At 36.5% G+C, this 24,545-nt stretch carries 26 protein-coding genes and 1 pseudogene; 6 read left to right on the forward strand and 21 right to left on the reverse strand.

Annotation, left to right across the window (positions count from 1 at the left end; all coding sequences use genetic code 11):
• Positions 1–33: 33 nt before the first annotated feature.
• From L659_RS0114575 to L659_RS0114610, 8 genes are all read right to left on the reverse strand, one after another.
• Entirely contained in the window at positions 34–1,224 is a 1,191-nt protein-coding gene (locus L659_RS0114575; protein ID WP_024590797.1) for a zonular occludens toxin domain-containing protein, read from the reverse strand.
• A 3-nt stretch (positions 1,225–1,227) separates the two neighbouring features.
• A complete protein-coding gene (locus L659_RS0114580) occupies positions 1,228–1,545 on the reverse strand; it encodes a DUF2523 family protein (RefSeq protein WP_032827041.1) in 318 nt (105 codons plus the stop codon).
• Between the two features lies 1 nt (position 1,546).
• Positions 1,547–3,025 carry a hypothetical protein gene (locus L659_RS0114585; RefSeq protein WP_024590799.1) on the reverse strand — a complete coding sequence of 493 codons (1,479 nt, stop codon included), beginning with the start codon at positions 3,023–3,025 and terminating at the stop codon, positions 1,547–1,549.
• A 116-nt stretch (positions 3,026–3,141) separates the two neighbouring features.
• Positions 3,142–3,276, reverse strand: a complete 135-nt coding sequence (locus tag L659_RS1000000124055; RefSeq protein WP_024590800.1) for a membrane protein — start codon at positions 3,274–3,276, stop codon at positions 3,142–3,144.
• Positions 3,277–3,286: 10 nt separating this feature from the next.
• Complete coding sequence (locus L659_RS0114595) at positions 3,287–3,523, reverse strand: hypothetical protein (protein WP_024590801.1); 237 nt, start codon at positions 3,521–3,523, stop codon at positions 3,287–3,289.
• Positions 3,524–3,525: 2 nt separating this feature from the next.
• Positions 3,526–3,873 (reverse strand): DUF1293 family protein, encoded by a 348-nt coding sequence (locus L659_RS0114600; protein ID WP_024590802.1) that lies wholly within the window; start codon positions 3,871–3,873, stop codon positions 3,526–3,528.
• Between the two features lies 1 nt (position 3,874).
• Positions 3,875–5,035, reverse strand: coding sequence for a replication initiation factor domain-containing protein (locus L659_RS0114605; protein WP_024590803.1), 1,161 nt, complete (start codon positions 5,033–5,035; stop codon positions 3,875–3,877).
• Entirely contained in the window at positions 5,035–5,226 is a 192-nt protein-coding gene (locus L659_RS0114610) for a hypothetical protein (RefSeq protein WP_024590804.1), read from the reverse strand. The genes L659_RS0114605 and L659_RS0114610 overlap by 1 nt, the downstream gene beginning before the upstream one ends.
• Before the next feature lie 118 nt (positions 5,227–5,344).
• On the opposite strand from L659_RS0114610, the gene L659_RS1000000123800 reads away from it, so the two are divergent.
• Positions 5,345–5,521 carry a hypothetical protein gene (locus L659_RS1000000123800; RefSeq protein WP_024590805.1) on the forward strand — a complete coding sequence of 59 codons (177 nt, stop codon included), beginning with the start codon at positions 5,345–5,347 and terminating at the stop codon, positions 5,519–5,521.
• Between the two features lie 776 nt (positions 5,522–6,297).
• Here the strand turns inward: L659_RS1000000123800 and L659_RS0114625 are convergent.
• The 4 genes and pseudogenes from L659_RS0114625 to glpK all read right to left on the reverse strand — a co-directional run bounded on the left by L659_RS0114625 (position 6,298) and on the right by glpK (position 10,088).
• Positions 6,298–6,921, reverse strand: coding sequence for a hypothetical protein (locus L659_RS0114625; RefSeq protein ID WP_024591020.1), 624 nt, complete (start codon positions 6,919–6,921; stop codon positions 6,298–6,300).
• Between the two features lie 187 nt (positions 6,922–7,108).
• Positions 7,109–7,459: pseudogene (locus L659_RS1000000123495) on the reverse strand (patatin-like phospholipase family protein); the annotation flags it as partial.
• A 186-nt stretch (positions 7,460–7,645) separates the two neighbouring features.
• Positions 7,646–8,377 (reverse strand): MIP/aquaporin family protein, encoded by a 732-nt coding sequence (locus L659_RS0114635; protein ID WP_024591022.1) that lies wholly within the window; start codon positions 8,375–8,377, stop codon positions 7,646–7,648.
• Between the two features lie 229 nt (positions 8,378–8,606).
• Positions 8,607–10,088, reverse strand: coding sequence for a glycerol kinase GlpK (glpK, locus tag L659_RS0114640; protein WP_024591023.1), 1,482 nt, complete (start codon positions 10,086–10,088; stop codon positions 8,607–8,609).
• A 168-nt stretch (positions 10,089–10,256) separates the two neighbouring features.
• Between glpK and L659_RS0114645 the strand changes: the two genes are divergently transcribed.
• Both L659_RS0114645 and L659_RS0114650 read left to right on the forward strand, forming a co-directional pair.
• On the forward strand, positions 10,257–11,018 hold the full coding sequence (locus tag L659_RS0114645) for a DeoR/GlpR family transcriptional regulator (protein ID WP_024591024.1): 762 nt from the start codon (positions 10,257–10,259) through the stop codon (positions 11,016–11,018).
• A gap of 1,316 nt (positions 11,019–12,334) precedes the next feature.
• A complete protein-coding gene (locus L659_RS0114650) occupies positions 12,335–13,951 on the forward strand; it encodes a glycerol-3-phosphate dehydrogenase/oxidase (protein WP_024591025.1) in 1,617 nt (538 codons plus the stop codon).
• Positions 13,952–14,065: 114 nt separating this feature from the next.
• Here L659_RS0114650 and L659_RS0114655 read toward each other — a convergent pair whose 3' ends face one another.
• The 5 genes from L659_RS0114655 to L659_RS0114675 all read right to left on the reverse strand — a co-directional run bounded on the left by L659_RS0114655 (position 14,066) and on the right by L659_RS0114675 (position 20,258).
• Positions 14,066–15,109, reverse strand: a complete 1,044-nt coding sequence (locus L659_RS0114655) for a patatin-like phospholipase family protein (RefSeq protein ID WP_024591026.1) — start codon at positions 15,107–15,109, stop codon at positions 14,066–14,068.
• A gap of 137 nt (positions 15,110–15,246) precedes the next feature.
• A complete protein-coding gene (locus L659_RS0114660) occupies positions 15,247–16,653 on the reverse strand; it encodes an alanine/glycine:cation symporter family protein (protein WP_024591027.1) in 1,407 nt (468 codons plus the stop codon).
• 419 nt (positions 16,654–17,072) lie between these two features.
• Entirely contained in the window at positions 17,073–18,086 is a 1,014-nt protein-coding gene (locus L659_RS0114665; protein WP_024591028.1) for a patatin-like phospholipase family protein, read from the reverse strand.
• A gap of 297 nt (positions 18,087–18,383) precedes the next feature.
• Positions 18,384–19,373 (reverse strand): LLM class flavin-dependent oxidoreductase, encoded by a 990-nt coding sequence (locus tag L659_RS0114670; RefSeq protein ID WP_024591029.1) that lies wholly within the window; start codon positions 19,371–19,373, stop codon positions 18,384–18,386.
• A gap of 141 nt (positions 19,374–19,514) precedes the next feature.
• The gene (locus L659_RS0114675; protein ID WP_024591030.1) at positions 19,515–20,258 is read right to left on the reverse strand and encodes a siderophore-interacting protein; all 744 of its coding nucleotides are present in this window, start codon (positions 20,256–20,258) and stop codon (positions 19,515–19,517) included.
• 134 nt (positions 20,259–20,392) lie between these two features.
• Between L659_RS0114675 and L659_RS0114680 the strand changes: the two genes are divergently transcribed.
• The 3 genes from L659_RS0114680 to L659_RS0114690 all read left to right on the forward strand — a co-directional run bounded on the left by L659_RS0114680 (position 20,393) and on the right by L659_RS0114690 (position 22,553).
• Positions 20,393–20,812, forward strand: coding sequence for a MarR family winged helix-turn-helix transcriptional regulator (locus L659_RS0114680; RefSeq protein ID WP_024591031.1), 420 nt, complete (start codon positions 20,393–20,395; stop codon positions 20,810–20,812).
• Positions 20,813–20,892: 80 nt separating this feature from the next.
• Entirely contained in the window at positions 20,893–21,306 is a 414-nt protein-coding gene (locus tag L659_RS0114685; protein WP_010552918.1) for a S24 family peptidase, read from the forward strand.
• The gene (locus L659_RS0114690; protein ID WP_024591032.1) at positions 21,294–22,553 is read left to right on the forward strand and encodes a Y-family DNA polymerase; all 1,260 of its coding nucleotides are present in this window, start codon (positions 21,294–21,296) and stop codon (positions 22,551–22,553) included. The genes L659_RS0114685 and L659_RS0114690 overlap by 13 nt, the downstream gene beginning before the upstream one ends.
• 20 nt (positions 22,554–22,573) lie before the next feature.
• On the opposite strand, the gene L659_RS0114695 is transcribed toward L659_RS0114690, so the two are convergent.
• The 4 genes from L659_RS0114695 to L659_RS0114710 form a co-directional block, all read right to left on the reverse strand.
• The gene (locus L659_RS0114695; protein ID WP_010552920.1) at positions 22,574–23,035 is read right to left on the reverse strand and encodes a hypothetical protein; all 462 of its coding nucleotides are present in this window, start codon (positions 23,033–23,035) and stop codon (positions 22,574–22,576) included.
• Between the two features lie 447 nt (positions 23,036–23,482).
• The gene (locus L659_RS0114700) at positions 23,483–24,001 is read right to left on the reverse strand and encodes a DUF4240 domain-containing protein (RefSeq protein WP_024591033.1); all 519 of its coding nucleotides are present in this window, start codon (positions 23,999–24,001) and stop codon (positions 23,483–23,485) included.
• Complete coding sequence (locus L659_RS0114705; protein WP_007583223.1) at positions 24,001–24,192, reverse strand: YwbE family protein; 192 nt, start codon at positions 24,190–24,192, stop codon at positions 24,001–24,003. Before L659_RS0114705 ends, L659_RS0114700 begins: the two co-directional genes overlap by 1 nt.
• A gap of 68 nt (positions 24,193–24,260) precedes the next feature.
• Positions 24,261–24,542 (reverse strand): hypothetical protein, encoded by a 282-nt coding sequence (locus L659_RS0114710; RefSeq protein WP_024591034.1) that lies wholly within the window; start codon positions 24,540–24,542, stop codon positions 24,261–24,263.
• Positions 24,543–24,545 lie beyond the last annotated feature (3 nt).

A 24,545-nucleotide genomic window follows, 5' to 3' on the forward strand; every position in this document is an offset into this window, starting at 1 on the left:
AATTTATGGGTTGTTAATAAAAGAAGTTAATTATCACTCAGTTATTTCATCTCGACCAGGCGCCTCATCAAAAACACCTACTTTTGGAGAATCACATGTAATGAAATCATGATAGCTATTATAAGCAATTTCTATTACACATGAAGATTTAACAATTACGGTATACCCAGCGAGAATAAGATCCCTTAAAGATAAATCAAAAATGTATTGCCCATTTTGTGAAGCAGCCAGATAATAATTTTTAACTATCTTTTTTCTATCTGTATACTCAGCCCAGCCTGAAATATGTAAAGCTACCTTGCTAAACGGGTGCTTTTTCTTATTTGCCAATTCTTGCGCTTCTTGTTCCTCAATAATTCTTTTAGCCTTTTCTTGTTGAGCTAAAAGTTCAGGCGGCAACTGATTTTGAAGTTGGTTAGCATTATGGCCATTAGGTGAATTTGAAAATTGCGCTTCAACTGGTGACGCGTTCGTCAGTTCTTTAGCTTTTGCTTTATCAGATTGCTTTTGAAATCCTAAAAAAAGTAAAAAACCAGCTACAACGAAAAAAACTATAGAACCTTTAATAAACCAGTTGTCGTACCATTTTTTTACATCAGATGGTGCAGCCTCTTTAATAGATTGGTCACTCTTAGTATGAGACTGATAAAATTTAAAATATTTTTTCTCATATTCCCTTTCATGAGTAGCAACAACAGTTGTATTTGTTTTTGAATGCCCATCATGAACCTTGAGTACATACTTATCATCTTGACCAGCAAAAGACTTTTTTATAGCTCTGTAATGATTACCAACTAATTCGCGAATATCCCTTTCAACTTTTCTGAACTCTTGAGTAATTAGCATTATGTCAAAACCGTAGTGACGGTGCATACTGTAAAACTCTTTCACCTCTTTATTACAATTACCAGCGCCCAATGCTAAATGGCATTCATCTATAAAAAAATAGACTCTATTGCCGTCCTCATTCTTCCAGTCCTGATACTGTAAATAATGTTCTTTCTTAGAAAATGGTCTTTCACCACCATAATTATGAAATTCACCATCAACTACTTCTATCAGTTCACGGCAATATTCACCGTAAACTGAACAGAAGTGATCGACATTTAAAGGTAAATTCGTTACAACTTTTCGTTTATGCTCAGTAACCGTAGGGATTATGTGCCTTACTACCGCTTCATAACTTTTGCCGCCGCCAGTTTTTCCTGAAATGCCGTGTATCATTTTTTAGCTCCCTAATCTAACAAATGGAATTAGCTGTAATAGCATTCTTATTGTTATAGCTATAATTATCATCCCCATGGCTTGAGATAATCCAAGGGCCGATGCGTAATAGGTGACCCCTGAAGGTAGTCCGTTTATATGACTTGCTACGTCTAAACCTGCAAAAAAACTATCTAGACCGTCTATTGCAAGTAACGAAATATCCATAAAACTTTCAAAAAAGAAAATGCCTATATCTTTCATTATGTCCTGAACAGTGAGAACCAAACTGTAAAGAAAAGTCTTTAATTCGTTCCATGTATTAGCAAACCAATCCAACATATTAACCTCCAAAAATTAAAGCACGACATAAGAAAGCCGCAGTGATTAAAATGAAAATCTTTAATATTGCTAAGAGTTGCGTACTAGGAGTAGGCAAATCAGCACAACCAAAATTCATACTTGAACCAAGGTTAAAACAAATTTGTGTGTTTGGTGGTTGGCCTCCAGAGTTAAACTTAAATTGGTCTAAAAACTTAAAAGTTTCTGTTTGTTCAAATTCAAGACTTTTTTCATTCCAAACACCTTCAAAACCTTCTTCATATTCTGACTCGTAAAAACTTTGTGATTTAGTAGGGTCAAAAGTAGATTCAACAGTAGTATCATTTTGTTTCTTTAATTCATCTAAAATTTCAGCTTGTAGGTCATTACTTTTTACAACTTCAGTCCTAACACGTTCCGTTGAAGTTTTAACGCCTTCAGTTGCAGTTTTTACGCCTTCAGTTGCAGTTTTTACGCCTTCAACTTCTTCTTTAACCTTAACGACTTCTTTTATTTGGTCTCTGATTACTTCCTCTGTTTTTAATGTTCCTTTATATGTATTTAATGTATTTTCTTTAACAGATGAAAGTAATTCATTTGAACCCTGAATCTCTTTAGCTATTCGGTCTAACCTTTCTCTATGGGATTCTTCTTCACGATTAATGCTATCGTTAATAATTTTTAAATTATCATTTACCTGATTTAAAGCATCTAAATCGTTATTTTTATCTGAATCATCACCCTCTTTAGGGTCTGAAGGTTCATCTGGGTCAGGAGTTTTATCCGGGTCATCAGGGTTTTCAGGTTCTTCAGGTTCTTCAGGTTCTTCAGGTTCTTCAGGTTCTTCAGGGTCTGGAACACATGCAACAGGCTCTGAAGAAGCAAAAGAAACTGGTAAATAATAGCCCCCATTTTCATCTGTTTTTATTTCACATTGGCGACCATCATCAGAAGGATAGCAAACTGAACCAGAAGAATTACCAACACCAAAAACATAAGGGTCAGAACTGGTAGGTTCTGGACAATCAGGGTCTATTTCATCCTTTAACTTTGCACAAAATTTAGTGTCTGAACCTTGAGGATAAGTAATCATATGTTCATGTAGTGGAGCATTTTCAGGAGGACAACTTGGTTCGCCTGCTATTGGAAGTAAATTAACTGTAATTGAGCTTTGTTGTTTATAAATACAACTGCCAGCACCGTCAGCAGTTTTCCAAAAAACAACTTGCTGAATAATAGAAGAGTCTTGTTGTTGTATATTGCCAAGCTCAAAACCACACTTTGAATAATCGCTTTTGTAGATTTCAGCAGCCCATGAGACGCAAGAACTTGCATCCTCAGCGATTTTAACGTTGTAAGATTTACTTTGATAAGAACATTGAGTTTTAGGGTCTGTTTCTGGTGAAAGCAAAGAATTCAAATCATAAATATCGTAAATTGAATCATCAGCAGAAACAAAAAAAGCGCTTATAAGCGCAATTATTAAAATTAAATATTTCACTGGCTGTTATCCCCAACCGAAATTTTTACAAACTATAAAACCAGCTATTGCCCCTATCAAACCGCAAATGGTGTAGATAAGGGCGACAATAAGGCCGCCCATAATTAGATCCTTTTTTACGCTTTTGAAACAGCGCGTTTTGCTAGTGAAATGCCTTTATAAGCAAGAGCTACACCAACGATTAAAACACCAGTAGCGCCAACGAAAGTTGCAACACCAGCCATATCTACAGCAGCAAAAATATCAGTCATTTTATTATTCCTAAAGTTTACTAATAACCATTCGAGCAACCTTAACTTTGTAAGATAGAAACCCGAAAAATATAATAAGGCCAAAGCCCCAAGTGAATGACTCCCCAATATCGAGAGCCGTTATTTGAATGCTTTTGATATATGCATCAGCATCAGAACTTGGAACAAGTACGTAACCGGTGCACTCTTCCAAAGTTTGTGTTGTTGGCAATATAGTGCCGTCGGCATTCAAATAAATACATTGCATGATTAACCGCCCAGCGATTCTTTAAAATGCTTTTTAACTTCATGGTCAACTGGAATAAGTTCAACCACTTCGTTATCAAAAGTTTGGTCGTTAAATGAAAATTTAAGGTCGTAAGCTTTATCAGAAACAAACGCTTGATTATCAATTAACACATGAGCATAAGCAGTATTTATTGCTATTGGCTCTTTACCGAAAGGTGTACTAGTAGTTTTACCAGCGGCCTTACGTTTATATTTTGGTGAATCAACATTATCCAAAGGATAAAGAACTTCGATAATTGCTCGCTCAACGTCTGGGTTCTTTGACTCAGGAAAGCTAGTAATTGAAATACCCGCGATAACAATAGCCATTTTAATGACTCCTTAATTGTTCAGTTAAAATATGTTTATAAATATTGGGAACGTCTAAAGACTTTCCAGTTACGTATTTGTCAGGAACTAACAAACCTAAAACAGTTTGCATATCCCCTTCAGTAATTTCTAAAATGTCAGCTAAAGCTTTTCCGCACATACGCCTAACCCATTTAACACGGCTTGCTAAATCAGTACCGGCTTTTGATACTTTTGCTGAACTGGATGTTTGAACACCATCGGTATTAATCATTTGCTGTGAAAAATCACAAATACCCGCAAAAGTAGAATCAGGGTCTAGCAAACAATCAATAGACCATTTTTTTAATTCGACCTCGTTGCGATACCAAACTAATGATTCATCATCTATGCCCTGCTCTAATTTTTTGTCATATATGCGCCAGTAAACAGGACTTGTACGTTTACCAACTGTAGTCATTTCAACATCAAACTTGCCATCAATAGTGAATGAATGGCGAGGTGACATAGTTGGGTTTGGACCGCCTTTTTTACGAGCAAATGCTTTTTGAAAGAAATTTAGTTCAGCGGCCTTACAGTTAAAAACGTTATCAAAACAATCGCGAGCAATATCAATGCGCGAAAGTGAGCTAATGCTTAAAACCTTAGATAGCCAGTGATGTAAAATAAATGGGGTGGTGTGTGACCATAAGTGTTTGCAACCTTCGCCAGAAATTTGAAAGTAAACCGTATCGCGCTGACCACCAATACCGACAAAACCAATTTGAGTGCCTTCACTTGTAACTAAGTTCATAGAATTATGATACCCGTGAAACCCTTTATCTCTTGGTACTGATAGCTCAAAACCTAAAACATAGCGGCTAAATACACGCAATGTATTGATATAAAAATCAGACATTCTTTCATTAATACGTTGCTTTTGAGTTTCTAAGCTTTTAAGAAGTTGTTCAGGTGTTAAACCCTCGGTGTTAAATTCTTCTTTAATATTTGGTACTACTGGGAAAAGCGTTTGAGTATCTACGGTAGAGCCAATAGAACCAGCGCGTTTACAATGGCGTAAATCAGCAAGAGGAAAACTAAAAGACAAATGGTCTATTATTGTTTGATTTGATTCATGCTTTTTAAAACGCTTAATGCGATTGTCAATAAGGTTTTGAGCAGTGTCTGAATATTTGTAATGCATCAAATCACCCCATCAGCTACTAACTGGCGATAATTTGAATCAGTAATTTCTACTGTTCTGCAATCATGCTCATGTGAAACCCAAGCGCGGAATTGAAACATATTATCAAAATAATCATACACGCGAGCACCATTCAAATCGTAAGTGACTTGAACCCCCGCTTGCTTGTTATTTTCGAAATATATTTTCATTTCTAAGTTTCTAAGAATTTATTTAATGAGCGTAGATTAGTTTCTTAGAATCTAATTGTCAACATTTATAAGTTTATCAGTTTATAATTAATGATAACTTTAGAAACAGGAACGTGTAATGCCTACAAAACATATAGACGACGTAACATGGCGAAAAGTGGAAAAGGAACATGTAAAAGCAGTGGTTGCGACTCAAAAGTCTTTGAAGGATACGGAAATTCTAAGAATACTAATTAACAAAGGTTTAGAATCAATAAGCGAAAGTGACTATCTAAAATTAGCTAAAAAGAAATAGTAAAATGTTAAATTGAAGCTGAGAGCATAGGTTTAGATAGGAGTTATACCCCGTAATACAGTTACGGGGTTTTTTTTGAGCACAGTTAATTTAACAAAGCTCCTCCCGCTATGCGGGTCCCTCCTTGTTAAATTAACTAGATTAAAAAAAGAGAAGTTTATCAAAGGGCGCGTTGCGCTAGGATATTTTTCTAAGCGGGACTGGGTTATTGGATGCGGCCATTTATCTAATGGTCTTTATATTAATTCTGTGTGTGGCCTTTCATGAAGCAAAGCTTCATAGGTTCCTATCATCAAGTCTCCAGTGGTACGTAATAATTGATTTTAATTATTACGTAACCTTACTATTAGTATGGTTATTTGCACTCCCCATAAATCACATTATGTTACGGGTTGCAGCCGCTACGCTTAAAAAGGCTTTTGCTGCAATTCGTGTGCGCTTACGCTATTTTGCACACGAAAAACCACAAACGCCCCGCCATTTAAATATTTTGGCGGGGCGTTTTCTCAACATAAAGTTTATGAATTTATGGGCAATAGCTATTACACAAACAATGTCTACCTTTGGGGAAAGGTAAAACCCTCTGATGTTCATGTTCAGTTAGTACAACGCTAGAAATGGTCTGCTAGAAAATCCAATCTATGTACAAAACTCTTAAGTAAAAACCATAAAACCCAAGATTTATATTTACTTGATTTACAGGATCAATTACTTCTTATTATTGGTGAAATATCTGAAAGGACAGAAAGTTAAGCCTTTGTAGGTGAAGCCCTACATCATGATAGATATAAGAAAAAATCTGATATGCCTTTAAAAATACAACCTAGAATACTAAATGTTTTTTTTATAATATTCTCAAGCCCAAAAATAGCTTCAAGAACAGTGATTATTGTTAAAATTAAAATCTGTATATTAGTATTTGTTTGTAATAATTCAAGTCTTCCTTGGACAAAATCATTCATTGCCCACTTATTAGGAACGTCATATTTCTCATCATTTTTATGATTTACATCATATTGATATGTATAAATGGTTACTTCTTTATCCTTTGCTTCAAACTCAGCTTCTATCCATATTGGACCAGAGATAGCCATTGTAACTACGTCAAAATAGATCTCTGTACTTTCATTAGGATTTAGCTGTTTAATATTGGGCTTTTTATTTGAGCTTACAACCATGTTCATTGAACAAAGAGTAATTTTAAATTTGCTTAGAAGAGCTCCAGAGAACAACTCATCTCCTATGTTTGTTATTTTGAAGCCGTACTCAAAAGGTTCACCTTGTACTAGATGATTTTTTTTTCTAAAGTTAAAAATTTTATTTTTACTATTCTTAAATATAAACTCTAATCTAATTTTATTAAATTTTTCTATACTAGTAATCTTATGTGTTGATTCCATCTTATTCCCTATTTTTGATTCATATATAAAATAATTTTTTATGTTTCAAGTCCATGAATTGTTTTCACTTTTAATATTACCGTAACTTTATTATATGATTACCTTTTTATCTATAAATATATCTATTTATAGATTTATTATGCCTCTAACTATTATATTAACTTTACAATAGTCAGCTATTAAATTACTAATATGGCTTTGAATCGAAACTTTCATTATTTAATTTTTCATCAAACGCCTCAGCCAACTTTTCAGTCTCACTAAAAACGGTATTCCAATATTTAATGCGTGTATCTGCATCAAGATCGGTAAAGTCGTTTCTGTCTGGGATTTTTCCGTAAGGTAAGCTTACTATAAATTCTTTTGATGGAGTGATCATTACCACATTATCGTAATTAAGTGGTGATACTTTACGTTTTAAATTTTTATCGAACCACCCTGCTTTTGGCTCACTATTAAAATGCGGATATAAAATAAGTCCTGGGTTATTAATTTTTAAGTCAAAGTGGTAATCGATAATTCCGCCGTCGCGATATATAAATTTTTTATACTTTTTTATTTATATTTTTGTATTGGTAATAGCCTTAGCTTTAAATAAAAAAGGGCTACACGCCCTTTTTTATTTAACTATATTGCTTATATAAATTATATTTTTCTTTTGTGTGTTCAGAAAAGTAGTCTGTGTATAATCATTTTTTAGTAAAATTAAATAACTATATTTCAATTATTTAACTAATATATATAATAAAGCTGCTAAAACACTCCCTATTATTGGACCAACTACCGGGATCCATGAGTAACCCCAGTTACTATCAATTTTACCTTTTATTGGTAATAAAGAATGTACAATTCGCGGGCCTAAATCTCGAGCTGGATTTATTGCATATCCAGTAGTCCCACCCAGAGAAAGTCCAATACCCCAAACAACAAAAGCAACAGGTATAGCGCCTATTGAACCTAAGCCTATTTTTACGCCAGAGCCATCGTCAATTTCAGCTGAAGAGAAGTAAAAAACACAAATTAATAAAACGAAGGTCCCTATTATTTCACTAAGTATATTTCTAAACGTATTTGGTATAGCTGGAGATGTACAGAAAACAGCTCGTTTTAAGGTGGGATCGTCAGTGGCATCGAAATGATCTTTATAAACTGCATAAACTAACGAAGCGCCAACCATCGCGCCAATAAATTCCGCTAAAATATAACTTGGAACTTCGGACCATGGAAATGATCCAGCTACGGCTAAGCCTATTGTTACTGCAGGGTTAAGGTGTGCTCCACTATAGGGACCGGCAACAACCACGCCGATAAAAACACCAAGTCCCCAAGCAGTGGTAATCGTCATCCAACCGCCGCCATGGCCTAGTGTTTTCTTTAGTATGTCATTGGCTACAACCCCGCCCCCAATTAAAATAAGCAGTGCAGTTCCTAGTATTTCAGCTAAGAAAGGTGACATTTTAATATTCCTTATTAATTATAAACATAAAACCACCCTCAATAATGATATCTATTGCATAAGTATAAACCATGAATATTTTGAAACTTTTTTACAGCTGAAAATTACCATAAGATAAGTATCAACTTATTTATTTTTACGCTTGGAGTATGTAGTGGTATCATAAAAATAGTCTCCACTAATAAACCTTAATAGATATGTTGCTATGGTTTTATAGTTAAGCGGCTTATTATTCGCTTTGTACTTTTTTTACCGCATTACACCATCCGGCATATAATTCATCACGTTTTGATTTAGTCATGTTAGGAACAAATCGTTTATCGCAATTCCAGTTAGTCGCTAATGATTCAAGTGATGGGAATACACCCGCTTTTAAACCTGCTAAGTAAGCTACACCCAAAGCAGTAGTTTCACTTATGGTCGAACGGTCAACTTCGGCTCCTAAAACATCAGACAAAAATTGCATAAGCCAGCCATTTATTACCATACCGCCATCAACTCTTAGTACCTGTGGTCTTACGCCATCAGCTTCCATTGACTTTTGAAGGTCTTTAGTTTGAAAACAAACTGATTGTAATCCAGCTGTTACGATCTCTTTTATACCCGTATCTCGGGTTAAGCCAAAAATTGCACCTCGCGCATTAGAATCCCAATAAGGAGCACCTAATCCTGTAAAAGCGGGTACCATATATATACCGTGATCTAGTGAGGTATTGCATGCAAGTGACTCTGTTTCTTCAGCTTTTTGGATTAATTGTAGACCGTCTCTAAGCCATTGAATTGCAGCACCTGCAATAAAAATACTCCCCTCTAGCGCATAAGTTGGTTTCCCATTTAATCTATAAGCTACTGTACTGAGAAGTCTATTTTCAGATTCAAGTACTTTATCGCCAGTGTTAACCATCATAAAGCATCCTGTACCATAGGTACTTTTAGCCATTCCTGGTTGAAAACAAGTTTGCCCAAATAACGCTGCCTGTTGGTCTCCTGCCATTGCAAGAATAGGTACTTCGTAACCTAAATAGCGTTCATCTGTTACACCAAAATCATCTGATGAATCCATTACTTCTGGTAACATCTCTATTGGCACATTCAGAAGTTCAAGTAATTCCACGTCCCATTCTTGGGTATGAATATTAAAGAGCATAGTTCGCGAAGCATTCGTTGCGTCTGTGCGGTGCTCTTTTCCGCCTGTCAATTTCCACAATAAATAAGTGTCGACAGTACCGAAGATTAAATCGCCTTTTTCTGCTTTTTCTCTAGCATCGGGACAATTTTCTAAAATCCAATTTATTTTAGTTGCAGAAAAATATGGGTCTATTAAAAGGCCGGTTTTTTTTCTAATTAACTCTTCTTTTTCTGCGGCCCTTAAATCATTACATAACTCTGACGTACGTCTATCTTGCCATACAATCGCGTTATAAACGGGCTCACCAGTAATTTTATCCCATACTATTGTCGTTTCACGTTGGTTAGTAATACCAATGGCAATAACCTTATCGTGTTGAGGGTCTAGGTGTTTCATTACAGCTGTCATTGTTTGCTGTACAGAAGCCCAAATATCTTCTGGTTTATGTTCTACATAACCATCTTTTGGAAAGTGCTGGTCAAATTCTTGTTGTTCTAGGTATGCAATATTACCATTTAAATCAAATAGCACACTTCTAGAACTTGTCGTACCTTGATCAATTGAAAGGATATAGTTATTCATTATTTTTTCACTTTTACTTTCGGTTATTTTCGTTTTTGTACTATTACATGGATTAATTGCTACATACAACAAAAATACAACTTTAATATATAATTATTTATATGTGATTTTCATTTGTTAGCTCTTAACCTATAATTTACTATTAACTAAATTTAAAATGCGAAAAAAATGACTCAAGACCAAAGACACGAATCCATACTAAAATTATTAAAAGAAAGAGATTCAATTTCTATTGAAGTACTAGTAAGTCATTATGAAGTTACACCACAAACAATAAGACGAGATCTGGCTTATCTTGCTAATTTAAATAAATTGAGACGTCATCATGGCGGCGCTAGTGCCATTTCAAGCATTCAGAATACAGCATATCAAACTAGAAAAATCATGGACTTAGAAGCTAAACAAAAAATAGCACAGCATGTAGTTAGTATGATACCTAATGGCTCTTCCTTATTTATAAACATAGGCACTACAACAGAAACAATCGCGAAAGCACTTCTTGGTCATGAAAATTTGAAAGTTGTAACTAATAATCTTAATGTTGCGGCTATATTAGGTGTTAAGAAAGATTTTTCTGTACTTATCGCAGGTGGAGAAGTTAGGCACAGAGATGGCGGGATTATTGGTGAGACCACAGAGGATTTTATTAAACAATTTCGTATGGATTTTGGCATTATAGGTATTAGTGGCATAGAAGAAAATGGTGCGTTACTTGATTTTGACTATCGTGAAGTGCGCGTAGCCCAGGCAATCATTGAAAATTCACGTAAAGTTTTACTTGCTGCAGATCACTCTAAATTCGGTCGGTATGCGATGGTAAAATTAGGTAATATCTCACAGGCAGATAACTTTATTACCGATGCTCAGCCACCCGAAAGTATACTTACTTTACTCAATGAGCACGATGTCGAACTGCATATCGCTCGGTAAAAGCTTAACATAACAGTTAAATAGATTTTCCCTCATCATGGGGAAATCATGAGCTTTCCATTTTAGCTACAGCATGATCGAATAGGTTTCTTATAAATAGAAGTCCCATACAATTAATTTTTGATGAACATTTTTCAATAATATCCGACGAACAACTGCAATCTAAAGTCGAATATAAGCTTCATGCTATCTTATTCATTCTCGTTGTAGGTGTGATCTGCACCGAAGATGGATGAAAAACATTGAATACGTTGCTAATAATGAGATTGATTTGCTTGAAAAATATGTCTCATTTGAAAGTAGTCTTCCAGTTCACAACACTATAGATGGTACTATTCACCTATATCATCTGAAAAGTCATACCTATTGTATTAAATTAGTGATCTATTATAGCGCTGAGGAAATAGCGCGATAACAAAGAAAAATTATGACATAGAGTTGTTATCTCCAATTGCTCTCTGCATTTTCCTGTATTGCTCCCCCTCCTGCCCCTATTCTGTCAGCTATTAATAATTTTTAACGTAGAGAGTTATTTAAGAAGATAAAATGATCATGCTTTTAATAGGATAGATATTACAACAAAATTTTATACGTTGGACACAGGCTGCACATATAGCAACAAACGTTGGCGTTATAGCCATAGATGGTAAAACTATTTGTGGCTTTAATAATAAGAAACCAAAGAGACATACAATCGATATAACAAGCGCTTTTCAGCCGGCAATAGCTGTTGTATCAAGAAAAATAAAGATAGCTAACAATATACCTCCAACTGGCCCAGCCTTGCTTGATTTATCGGATATCAAAACGCCGTAGTAACTATTGATTTAATGGGGTGTCAAAAAACTATAGCGGAAAAAATTAAACTCCTAAGTTTTTTATTGCTTTACGGTGGGTTTGATATAGCTAGACTAATTTTCATTTATGTACTTTAATGTTTGCAAATGTTCGTTATTAAATGTTATTTTTAATAAAAAGAAAACCGAAGTAAATAATAACTTCGTACTGTTATAGCTATTCAGAGTCTTAAAATACAATAGTTATCTGCAGTAGCTTGGTCATCCTTGTTAATCAGATCAATTAATTTTTGATTTCGTTTGAAGGCTTACTTGTGTCAAGTACTTAAATGTTGGGTAACAAATCTTGAGTTAAATAATAAAAATATCGAAAGTATTTTTATTATTACTCGTATACTTACTTACCTGCATGCCTAGTATAAGTTTTGATAGCACGATAAATACCGTTTAGGACATTAATACTTTAAATTTAATTGAGCTGGTCTAAATAGCTTGATATTAAAATAGGTAATTCAACAAATGAGTCAACTTAGAGACAACAATATTAAAAAACTTCCCCAAGATATTTATGATGTTTTGATTATTGGAGGGGGTATTAACGGTGCTGTATCTGCTGCCGCTTTAGCCGCTAAGGGCGCTAGAGTTGCCTTGATAGACAAAGGTGATTTTGCCGGTTTCACTAGTTCAAACTCATCAAATTTAGCTTGGGGTGGCATAAAATATTTAGAAAGTCATGAATATAATTTGGTTAATAAACTTTGTAAAAGTAGAAACCATTTAATGCGTAGCTATCCTTCTACTGTTAAAGAAATTCGCTTTTTTACAAGTATCCAAAAAGGCTTTAGATTTCCGGCATTCTTTGTTTATTTAGGTACTATTCTCTATTGGTTTATGGGACGTTTTTTTACTAAATCTCCTAGATACCTCAATGCAAAAAAAATAAAATCATCAGAGCCAGTCATTAACACAAAAAATGTAGAGGCTGGATTTGAATATTCAGACAGCTTTTTATTGGATAACGATGCTCGTTTTGTTTTCAATTTTATTCGCTCTAGTATGAGCCATGGGTGTATTGCCGCTAACTACGTAAGTTCGCAGGGCTCTACTCGCTCTAATGATATTTGGACTACAAATGCAGTAGACGAGATGTCTAAAGAGAAGTTTACTATCCGCTCTAAAGTTATTATTAACGCAGCAGGCCCATTTGTTGATCCTATTAACAATACAAATAGTCAAACCACAGCACATCACCATGTATTTTCAAAAGGTATTCACCTTATTGTTGATAAGGTAACTAACAGTAACAAAGTACTGACGTTTTTTGCAGATGATGGTCGGTTGTTTTTTGTGATCCCCATGGGCCCAAAAACGTGTATTGGTACAACCGATACACAAGTTCATAGTCCGCAATCACAAGTGACTGATGAGGATCGAAACTTTGTGCTTGATAATGCTAACAAATTATTAGAGTTAGAAAAGCCAATTACAAAAAGTGATATTATAGCCGAGCGCTGTGGAGTTAGACCATTAGCAATTAAAAAAGACGGTAATGGTAAGGCTGACTGGGTGCAATTATCGCGCAAGCACGCTATAGATACAAATAGTGATCAAAAATATCTTTCTATCTTTGGCGGAAAACTAACAGATTGTATTAATGTAGGCGATGAAGTGGCTGATTTAGTCACTGGATTAGGTATTAAGTTACCTTATGAAGATTACAAATGGTACGGTGAACCTGACGACACCGTTAAAAATGAGTTCATGCATCGTGCAAAATTAATGAATTTGGATGGTTTAACACCTAAAACATCTACAGAGGTACTTAGTAAGCGGTTTTGGAGACGTTACGGCAGAAATGCGATTAACATGCTAGAAAAAATTCGTGAAGCACCTGAAAAAGGCGAACTCCTTATTAAGAATTCGGAGTACTTACGTGTGGAAATTGAACACGCTGCTGAGCGGGAAATGATAACTAAACTCAGTGATTTTTTACGTCGACGTTCTAAAATTTCACTGGTTGTAAGAAAAGAAGATATTCTTTCAGATCCTGGTTTACATGAAGTCTGCCAAATTCTATTTGGTAAGGATAATGCTGAAAATAAACTTCAGGAGTACATTGAAGAGATATCTAAATAACCATTTACATCTATTCTTACGACTTTAAAAGCTTGGGTTAAATGTTATAGAAGAAGTCTGTTAACACGATTAAAATTAATTATGTTAACTGACTTCTTATAGCAACTAATAAAACTATATTTTATTTTTAAAAATTAATAACATTTTTAACTTTTTATCAAACGCTTCAGCTAGCCTTTCTGTTTCACTAAAAACTATATTCCAATATTTAATACGCGTGTCTGCATCAAGATCGGTAAAATCGTTTCTGTCTGGAATTTTTCCGTACGGCAAGCTTGCTACAAAATTTTTGGATGGGGCTAGCATTACCACGTTGTCGTAATTAAGTGGCGATACTTTACGCTTTAGGTTTTTATCAAACCACCCTGCTTTTGGCTCTGAATTGAAATGCGGATACAAAATGAGTCCTGGATTATTAATTTTTAAATCAAAGTGGTAATCAATAATTCCACCATCGCGATACATGCCAACAGGTGAGCCTGCAATATTTTTTATGCCTTGCATAACAAGTGGTATTGAACCCGATGCAAGTAACGCATCTTTCAAATTATTTTGAGTAAGCGCTATGTTTTGCGTTTTAAAATTGTAGCTGTCGGTAATTGATAAGTCACTTGTTGCTGGGCCAAATATAAAGCGCTCATACTGTGATCCTAATAATTTTCGGTTAACGCGGTTTAACATATAACTTTTTGATAAACCCATTAACTGTATTAATTTATTTTCGCTGGCAATAAAGCCATTCGATTTTGCTACTATAAAGTGCGCTTTAAATGTTGGGTTATTTATAATTTCGGTTACGCCGTTATCGCCAAAAACATCTTCAAGTAATGCGCGCGCTTTTATTGTTATTTCACTAGGTGTTGGTTTATTACTTGAATATCGAGTTTGCGAATACGATTTTGCTAAGCGCTCAATCGCAGCAACAGGATCGTTTTGTGCAAAACACGCAGAGCGAAAAGCGCCAGCAGATGATCCAATTAAATTAAGTGGTTGGGTACGGTTTTTAAAAAATTCACCAAAAATATATTTATCTAAGCCAAATAATGTAAACCATTTAGGACCGCCACTTGCACCTAAAAAAGAGGTGAAAAGTTCAGGTTTAAAGCCCTGTTCGTTAATAATTTTAGCCGCTGTTTTCCCTGCGTGAATCTCGATCATCTAAAAAATTGTGCCTTTTATTTTGGTTGCTTCAGTTATTTTACAACACTGAAAGTGAATATTTATGCAAAATGAAAAGCGGCTTTATGTTGCCATAAAACCGCTTTTTATAGTTAAGTGTGCTTAAAGTACGTGAATTAATCCCAAACGCCGTCTTCGCATTTGCCCTGTACTTTTACATCTTTTACTTTAAATTCGGGCTCTAAACCTTTGTCTCTTTGTGCGTGGTAATCGCTCGTAACAGACAAAATAGTCGGCGTTAACAGTATAATAGCGATAACGTTAACCACTGTCATTAACCCTAAGGCAATATCGGCTAAATCCCAGACTTCTTTTAATGTGGCCGACGCGCCCCACAACATCATTGATAAATAAAGCAAAGTGTAAATGCCGCGCCCTACTTTGTTATCGAGCTTAAATAAGTGCAAGTTACTCTCTGCATAGGCGTAGTTTGCCACCACCGATGTAAAAGCAAATAAGGTAATAGCAGCTGCGACAAAATAAACACCACCTTGTGCTAAATGAGCGGTCATCGCGCTTTGTGTTAAACGAATGCCTTCCATTTCACCGCTTATGTCTATATCGGCTAATAAAATGATCACAGCGGTACAGCTACACAGTACTATTGTATCGAAAAATACGCCTAGCATTTGTATGTAACCTTGCGTTACTGGGTGATTAGGAATTGGGCTGGCACTTGCTGAAGCATGCGGAACACTACCTGCACCGGCTTCATTAGAATATAAACCACGTTGAATACCGTTTTTAATGGCAGCGCCCATTGCACCCGCTCCGGCTTCTTGTAAACCAAACGCCGATAAAAATATATCTTTAAGCATGGCGGGTACTTGCGTGAAATTTATAATCGTAATAATAACGGCGGCAAGTACAAACACAATGCCCATTATTGGCACAACACGCTCTGCAAATCGGGCAATTGCCTTAAAGCCACCGAGTATAATTGAGCCTGCTAGTACGGTAATAACTAGGCCAGAATAAAATGTAGGAACTTCAAACGCGTAGTTAAGCGCGTCGGTAATTGTGTTCGTTTGCATTGCGCTAAACGTAAAGCCGTAACCTAAAAACAAACACGCGGCAAACACAATTGCAAACGCCCGGCTACCCAGACCTTGTTGAATATAATACGCAGGGCCGCCTCTAAATTCGCCGCCACTATCGCGCACTTTATATACTTGCCCAAGTACGCTTTCGGCAAAGCCTGTAGCCATACCCAATATGGCTATTACCCACATCCAAAATATAGCGCCGCTGCCGCCAAGTGAAATTGCCACTGCCACACCGGCTAAATTACCAGTACCTACTCGTGCGCAAAGCCCTGTACACAATGCTTGGAATGATGAAATGTCGTCTTTTTTACATTTGCTGCTGCCTTTTAAAAGGCTAAACATATGTTTAAATTTAAGTATTTGAATTGCTTTTAGTCGTACCGAAAGCCATATACCTGTAAACAAAAGTATATAAATAAGTACCTGACCTTCTCCCCATAAAAGGTTGTTTACACTTTTGACGACGGTATCGAACATTACTAATCCCTTTTTATTTTATACTTTTACTTTATGTTAGCACCGACTTTAAACTCTGCATGTGGCGCTACTTAACTTAAAAAATCCGGCAGCTCATTATGCATTAAACATAATAGTGTTTAAGTTTGGCTTTACCCCATAGTGAAGTGTGTATTGATGTTTAATAATTTGTAAGTAAGCACATTTAGTGCTGAATTTTATTTCTATAAATGTGAATAATAAATCACACTTACACTTTATATTGATTAGTTAAAAAATCAATAATATCTTTTTAATATTCAGTGTTTTGTTTTGCGTATGCGTGCAAGATGCAATAGTTTTTATTTTGATGCAGTAAGGTTTATATGAGGCGTAACGAGGATTAAGAATGGCAAAAAAATAGCGCATAAAGTTATGCGCTATTTTTAAATTATTTTTAATTAGTTATAGCTGTATTGTGTAGGTGCACTGTAATAGTTATTACTGTTAACCTGTAAGTTTTGCATTGCTAAGTATGAGCGACCAGCATCTAAGCCTAATTTATGATCAAAACGTAAATCGTTATTTGAACTACCTAATAATTTGCTATGCAGCTTTTCGTCTGCAAAGATTTGTATTATTTCCACATCACTTGGTGGGTTTGCAATAAACTCAAGTTCATCCAAATAGGCCTGCTCGTGCTGTAATAAATAGTCTAAAGTTTTTGGGCAGTAACCTGATACAGTTGCAAGCGATTTTAGCTTTTGAACCCACGCAGATTGCGCTTGAAAATTAGCGTCAACCGTTCTTATTACAACAATTTTACGAGCGCCTCGGTTGTAAGCTTCACGCACTGGTAATGGAGCGGCTAAACCGCCGTCTAGATAAAAATCGCTCTGTACTTGCTCTTCAGCAAGGTGTATTTCGTTAGCTGCTTCTGCGTTTAACCAAGGTGTTAACTTTACACCTTGTTTGTATAAAAACGGGAGTGCGCTAGAAGCCTTTAACAAATCACGCCATTGACCACTCTCACCTGTAGGTGATAGGTAATATGCTTTTCTGTCTCGTGCATTAGTGGCTGTTATAAGTAGCTCACGCGCGCCTAAACTCGTTTTAGCTGTTTTAAAATCTATGGCTCTTTTTACCTCGGTGGTTTTGTCAAAGTACCAATCTAAATCAACTATGTGTTTACCCACTAATCCGCGACCAAGCTGAAAAAAACGTTTGTTACGCGAAAGCCCTCTAATTAGGCGTTTGGCATAGCCTTTTTGACGCGCTAAGTAGCTAGTTAAGTTTTGCGAACCTGCAGAGGTGCCAATGAATAAATCGAATGGGTCATATTCTTGCTCTAACCACGCATCAAGTACGCCAGCTGTGAAGATCCCTCGCTGCCCGCCACCTTCAGCAATCAGTGCAACTTTTGGTTGCGCTGTTTTGTTAACTGAATTAGCTGTTGCGCTATTTAGAGACTTCACGGTGAACCTACCTTTATTTAATGATGTTTGGCTTAATACATACATTATAAAAAATAAAAGTGATATCTTAAAATTGATTATTTAAATCAGTTCGATTGATAAAATAGAACGCTATATAGTTACTAAATCCACTTACTATAAGCTAGTTATTTAAAAAAAGACTGATTTTAAACTTTGCAGACATCACATAAATTAATTCAATGTATAAATGAATGTTCTTTAATTGATGCCTGCAACATTAACAGAGGCAAGGTGTACGCTTGCTTAACTACACTATCTAAATTAATAGTTTTTGAGCTAATGCTTTATTTCCATTAAAATTTCGAGTGCACGGTGGCGTTTTTCACTATCAAACACATCATTGGTAAATATAAACTCATCTACTTCTAGTTGTTTCGCTATCATCTCTAACTTGTGTTTAATACTTACATGTCCGCCTACTACGCTTAGACTTAAAAAGTTCTCTACATGAGCGCGTTCTTGTTCGCTCCACAACCCATCCATGCTTTCAACAGGTGGTTTTAGCCACAGCTCGTTACCACGTATGAGTTCGAGCACACGTTGTTTAGAAGTAGTCGACAAGTATTGCGCTTCATCGTCGGTGTCTGCTGCTACTAAAGGCAGTGCAAGCATGACGTATGGCTTATCAAGTACGCTTGATGCTTTAAATTCACGCTTATACAGCGCTATTGCCTCGTGCACAAAACGCGGTGCAAAATGCCCTGCAAATACATACGGTAACCCTTTTTGCGCCGCTAACTGCGCGCTAAATAAACTCGAGCCTAATAGCCAAATAGGAACGTTTGTGTTCTCGCCCGGTATAGCACGTATAGGATGCGTACCATTGTAAGGACCTAACAATGTTTGCAGCTCAGTTACTTCACCTGGAAAGTTTTCTGCGCGGCTCATATCGTTGTTTAGTGCACGACTTGTTACAGGATCGCTACCTGGTGCACGCCCTAGCCCTAAATCTATTCGCCCTGGATATAAGCTCTCTAACGTACCAAATTGTTCAGCAACAACTAAAGGTGAGTGGTTTGGCAGCATAATACCGCCCGATCCAACCCGTATCTTTTTAGTATTGCCTGCAATGTGACCAACCAAAATTGAAGTGGCCGCACAAATTATACCTGGCATATTATGATGCTCAGCAAGCCAAAAGCGGTTAAAGCCAAGCTCATCTGCGCGTTGTGCGTATTTAGTACTTTTATGAAGAGTGTTAGTAACGCTGTCCCCTTTGATCATGGGGGCAAGTTCTAATAACGAAAAAGGAATGGAATTTAACAAAATAGCAGCTCCTAAAAATGCATGCTAATAATGGATTACATCATTAGCATAAAACACTTAAATGGGTCTGCTATTAGGTCAATTCAAGTTAGGCAGAGGTATTAAAGCAAAATAGGTATATGTTATTTTGCTCTAAGGTATTCAGGCAAGCTGTGCATCACGTTGGCGCTGCTTTTTATAGCCTTCTGAATCCACGCCTTTTTTCCAATATCCTGAGGAAACAATATTACTGCGCGGTATATTAAATTGCTCTGTTAGCAGTGTTTTTGCCCTACGTACAAGCCCAGCCTCCAATGCCATAAATACAATGGGAAGCTCTGCTGTAATGTGCAAATTTTGAAGTGCGCTAAGTAGCGCTTCGTCAGCGTTGTCGGTAACAAGCCAATTAATATCGCGGCTTGTTTCTAAATCAATAATGTCTTGCTCAGTGGGCGCATGTACAAAAGCATCAATTTTTGAAGTTAAAGGTAATTGCTGCGCATACCCTTTTATTGCATTTACCGATGTTAAATCGCCTAGTAATACATAATGCGAATGCTCATAATTATCTAGCTTTTTAGGGCCTGGGCCTGCAATGCCTAGCTCGTCGCCTACTTTTGCAGTTTTAGCCCAGTCAGTTGCCGGACCTTGGTGCATATTTATAACAAAATCAAGCGTTAGCGCGCCTGTTTGTGCATCTACATGCCTTATTGTGTAAGATCGCATACACGCTGTTTTTAAGTTAAAATCTACTTCACCATTTTTTGGAAATAGTACTTTTACATAGTTACCAATGTACTGTGAGGTTAAGTCGTTAAAATCATCAGAGCCTACAACAATACGCTGTAGGTGGGGTGTGATTTGCTGTGTACTTAATACGTTGGCTTTGCGAACTTGTTTACTCATGTATTACCTCGTTTTACAAAACTTAGACTTTAATACCAACCTGCTATAAAAAGCAGGTATTGCACAACGCCCCATTGGTTGATAAAATCAACTACAACAAGTTAATTGACTTTGTCAACTATATTGAGAGTTCTATGAATACACCTTTATCAAATACGCTGTTTGAATTAATGCAAAATTACCGTGTAACAATTCGTGAAGCAATTAACGCAGGCGAACTTGGTATTAATGCTATGCACGTACGCTGCATACATATTATCGCGAACGTAAATAACTGTACGGCTAACGATATTGTTACTAAAACGCAGCGCGACAAAGCGCAAATAGCACGTTTAATTAAAGATCTTATTGGCTTAAATTTAATAAGTAAACAGGCAAGTGAGCACGATAAGCGCTGCTTTATTTTATCGCTCACAGAGCAAGGTAAAGTTCTTTTTGATAAGTTGTTAGCCTCAGAGCAGAAAATAAATAATCAAATGTGTAAAAACTTAAACCCTCAACAAATCAAAGACTTTTTAGATACCGCACAACAAATGATCAAAAACATGGATTGATCAGCCATACATTCTTGGCATAACTTACACAAAACGCATATACTGTACACTTATACAGTGCATGCGTTTTAGGTTGTGTTATGTTTGTCATTCCCATTTATATAGAAGCAGGCGTGTGTGGTTTTGAATCCCCCGCAGCGCAGTACACCGAGCTAGGTGTAACCCTTGATGAGCTTTTAATAAAGCATCCAGATGCTACGTTTATTGGTATTGCATCGGGTAACTCTATGCAAGAAGTCGGAATTTTTGAAGGGGACTTATTAGTAATCGACCGTGCAGAGCCTGCAGAAAATGGTGACGTTATTGTTGCTAACTTAAATGGTCTTTTTGTATGCAAACTACTTGATAAAACCAATGCACGGCTGCTTTCAGCTTCTTCTTTACATAAGCCTGTACAACTAACCTCTGCAGACGAATTTCAGCTAGAAGGCGTAGTAACGCTATCAATAAGAATGCACAGGCAAAGCCCAGAGTTACTAAAATGTATGCCTTAGTTGATGCTGTGTCGTTTTATGCCAGTGCCGAAAAAGTATTCGACCCTGCTATTCGCTCCAAACCCGTGGTTGTACTTACCAATAACGATGGCTGTGTATGCGCTATTTGCCCTATTGCTCGGCGCTTAAATATTCCTAAATTTGGCCCGTACTTTAAAGTTAAGCATTTGCTTGAGCAAAACAACGTTGTTATTCGCTCTAGCAATTACGAGCTTTATGCTGATTTAAGCGACAAAATGATGAATATTATTGGCCGCTTTTGCGATACACAACACATATACAGTATTGATGAATCGTTTTTGCACTTTAATGGCTACACATCATTAATTAAAGACTGGCATGAATACGGCCATACAATAAGGCGCACAGTATGGCGCGAAACAAAGCTTCCTGTAGGTGTAGGTTTTGGCCCGACCCCTACTTTAGCAAAAGCCGCTAACCACGCTGCTAAAAAGCTCAGTGGCTTTAATGGTGTTGCAGTAATAAATAGCGAGCAAACTCGCCAAGCTATTTTACAAAGAATGAGCTGCGAAGATGTCTGGGGAATAGGCCGGCGACTAGCTAAAAAGCTTAAAATAATGAATATACACACCGCTTGGGACCTTGCTCAGCAAAACCCTAAAGCAATGCGCCGTGCATTTAGTGTGGTTGTTGAACGTACAGTAAGCGAACTTAACGGGATAACATGTTTAAACTGGGATGATGTACGACAAGACAAGCGAGAGATTTATTCGACCCGTAGTTTTGGAGAGCGCATATGCGAGCCAACAGCCCTTAAAACAGCACTAATTAACCATGTAACCACAGTGGCTAATAAACTAAGAGCGCAACGTTCGCTCACTCACCAGCTTTATATTTTTGCAGCTAGTGGTGCGCACGAAAACAGATATTATAAAAAGTCGTTTGTGTATAAGTTCCCCTCACCCACTAACGACACCTGCGTGATGGCTAATGCTGTATCTGAGGTATTTAATAATATTTACCAACCGGGGATCCGATTTTATAAGTGTGGTGTGGGCGCGGTAGAGCTAATATCAGAACAGTTTCAGCAAAATGACTTATTTAATAAGAGCCCCGATAATCCAAAGCTTATGCAATGCCTAGATACAATTAACAATCGATACGGAAAAGGGATGCTCAGCCTTGCAAGCAGTAAATTAAATGACCGATGGCACATGAACCGTGATTTTTTATCGCCGCAGTACACTACGCGTTGGCGCGATATCCCTAAAATATACTGCGAATGATTTACTACTTACTAGATGCTTTATTTGCTCTCGTCTGCTTTTTTAAATGTGCACTCTACACTAGGTTCGCTTAATGTGTATTTTAGTGTGTTATCAGCTAAGAATTTGATACTTTGACTGATTGTTTTTTCGTTTGCAGGGTTTTCACAACGGCTCATTCTTAAACCGTTTTCAAGGCCATCACTTTTATATTTAAGCGTACTGGTTATAAAACAAAAGTTTGGTTTTTTAATAGTGCGAGTACCATTGTGGAGCGATCCAAATACAATTTGTTCTCCAAGTTTAAAACCTGCACTTAAATCACTTTCGTCTGTCAAACTCAAATCGCTATTAACGCATAACCCTGAATTGGTCGACACAACTTCGTATGCCCCCAGTTTTGACTTTAAAAACGGTATAAATCGTGTTTTATTACTCGGCTCAGAAAAAGCATTTGCACTTGTAAAAGCGACAGTTAATAAAGCGAGTGTTAAATATTTCATTTCGTGGGTGTATCCTCGTGAGTCAGCGTGTTAAATAATAGCAAAATGCCTAATCACTTAGCTTTTATAACTTTTAACAACTATAACAGAGATTTACTATAAAAGGAGAGAAGTCGTATTACAGGAGCGAGCGCGTGAGTAGGACGCGGAAGCTTTGCTCGGTTTTTATTATTCTTACATGGATGTAAGCCATTAGAATAATGCAGGAGCAGTTGTCGAGCCCACTAGGTTACAAATCTCGCGCCGCGATTAAATCCTTCTTGGATTGAACAAATTCAACCACCAAAGGTAAACATGCCCTAGATACTCATTACAAACTATTTTGTTGTTAAGCACTTTACTCAATACGTACTTAAACAACAAAACGATTTATACCAATGCGCTTAATTGTAAGGGTAAATTGAACTCATTAGATTGTTTAACTAGTTATACGAATTGGTATTTATTTTATTGCCAGTACTTTGCAAATAATAAAGGGTAGCTTTGCTTTAAAAACTTAGGTTTGTCTTTAAAACGTTTACCTTTGGGTTCATCACTGCCAGATGGGATAAACGGCAATTCGTCTTCGTTACGTTCTTCAAATAATAAACCGGCTATTAAGTCATACTCATCAATGTACGGATAAGGCTGCTCGTTTAAGTAATAAACAGGTGTACACTGCGCTATAGAATCAGCATTTTCTAAGGCGTTTTCGAATACTGTTTTACCGCGCGAAATTAACCAACATCTAAATTCGCTAAAGCCGTAATCGTCGTTACATCCAGCCATCACAAAGGCGGCACCAAACAAATCCCAGGTAAAACACTTACGCATATGTATGCCAAAATGCTTATCAAAATCAATAAGGTGTTGATCGCTTAAATCATTAAGTTTAGTTTTTAGGCTATCGCTCACACTTTGCGGATCGAGCCCTAAATCAGGCGTTGTTACTAATTCCCAAAAAGCCTGTTCTGTTAACGCTGCCATTATAAAATCTCTTTTACTCGGCCAACTTGACCATCTTCTAAACGTACTTTAATGCCGTGTGGGTGATTTGGTGATTTTGTTAAAAGGCGCTCAACAACACCCTCAGTTAATGTGCCGCTGCGTTGATCTTCTTTTAATACAATATTTACTGTGGTACCTGGTGAAATTTGCGAACGCGTAGGAACAGCCATAATTTAAACCCTAAAAATAATTTATCTAATTATAACGTCCATGTGCTATCAAACCAACAAAAGCTCTGTTAATTGGCGGAAAATGAAATATGTGCTGGTTTTGCGTTCAACTTAATAACTGCTAACTCGTTAAGTATAATAGCTGTTAATTCGTTAAGTTGCGGTTTTGCACTTTCAAGGGCTATATCATCGTTAAAATAGCACTGTACTTTTAACGTATTGGCCTCGTTATTTAAATCGATGGTATGCGTTAGATAATCAAAACCAATTACGCTTTCTTTTATTGCCTCGCATGCATTAGTAAGTGCTAGTCGAATGTGCTTATCGCGCTGCTTTTGAGTTTTAGTCATAAA

This window comes from Pseudoalteromonas sp. S8-8, from assembly GCF_000497875.1.
GTDB lineage: Bacteria > Pseudomonadota > Gammaproteobacteria > Enterobacterales > Alteromonadaceae > Pseudoalteromonas > Pseudoalteromonas arctica.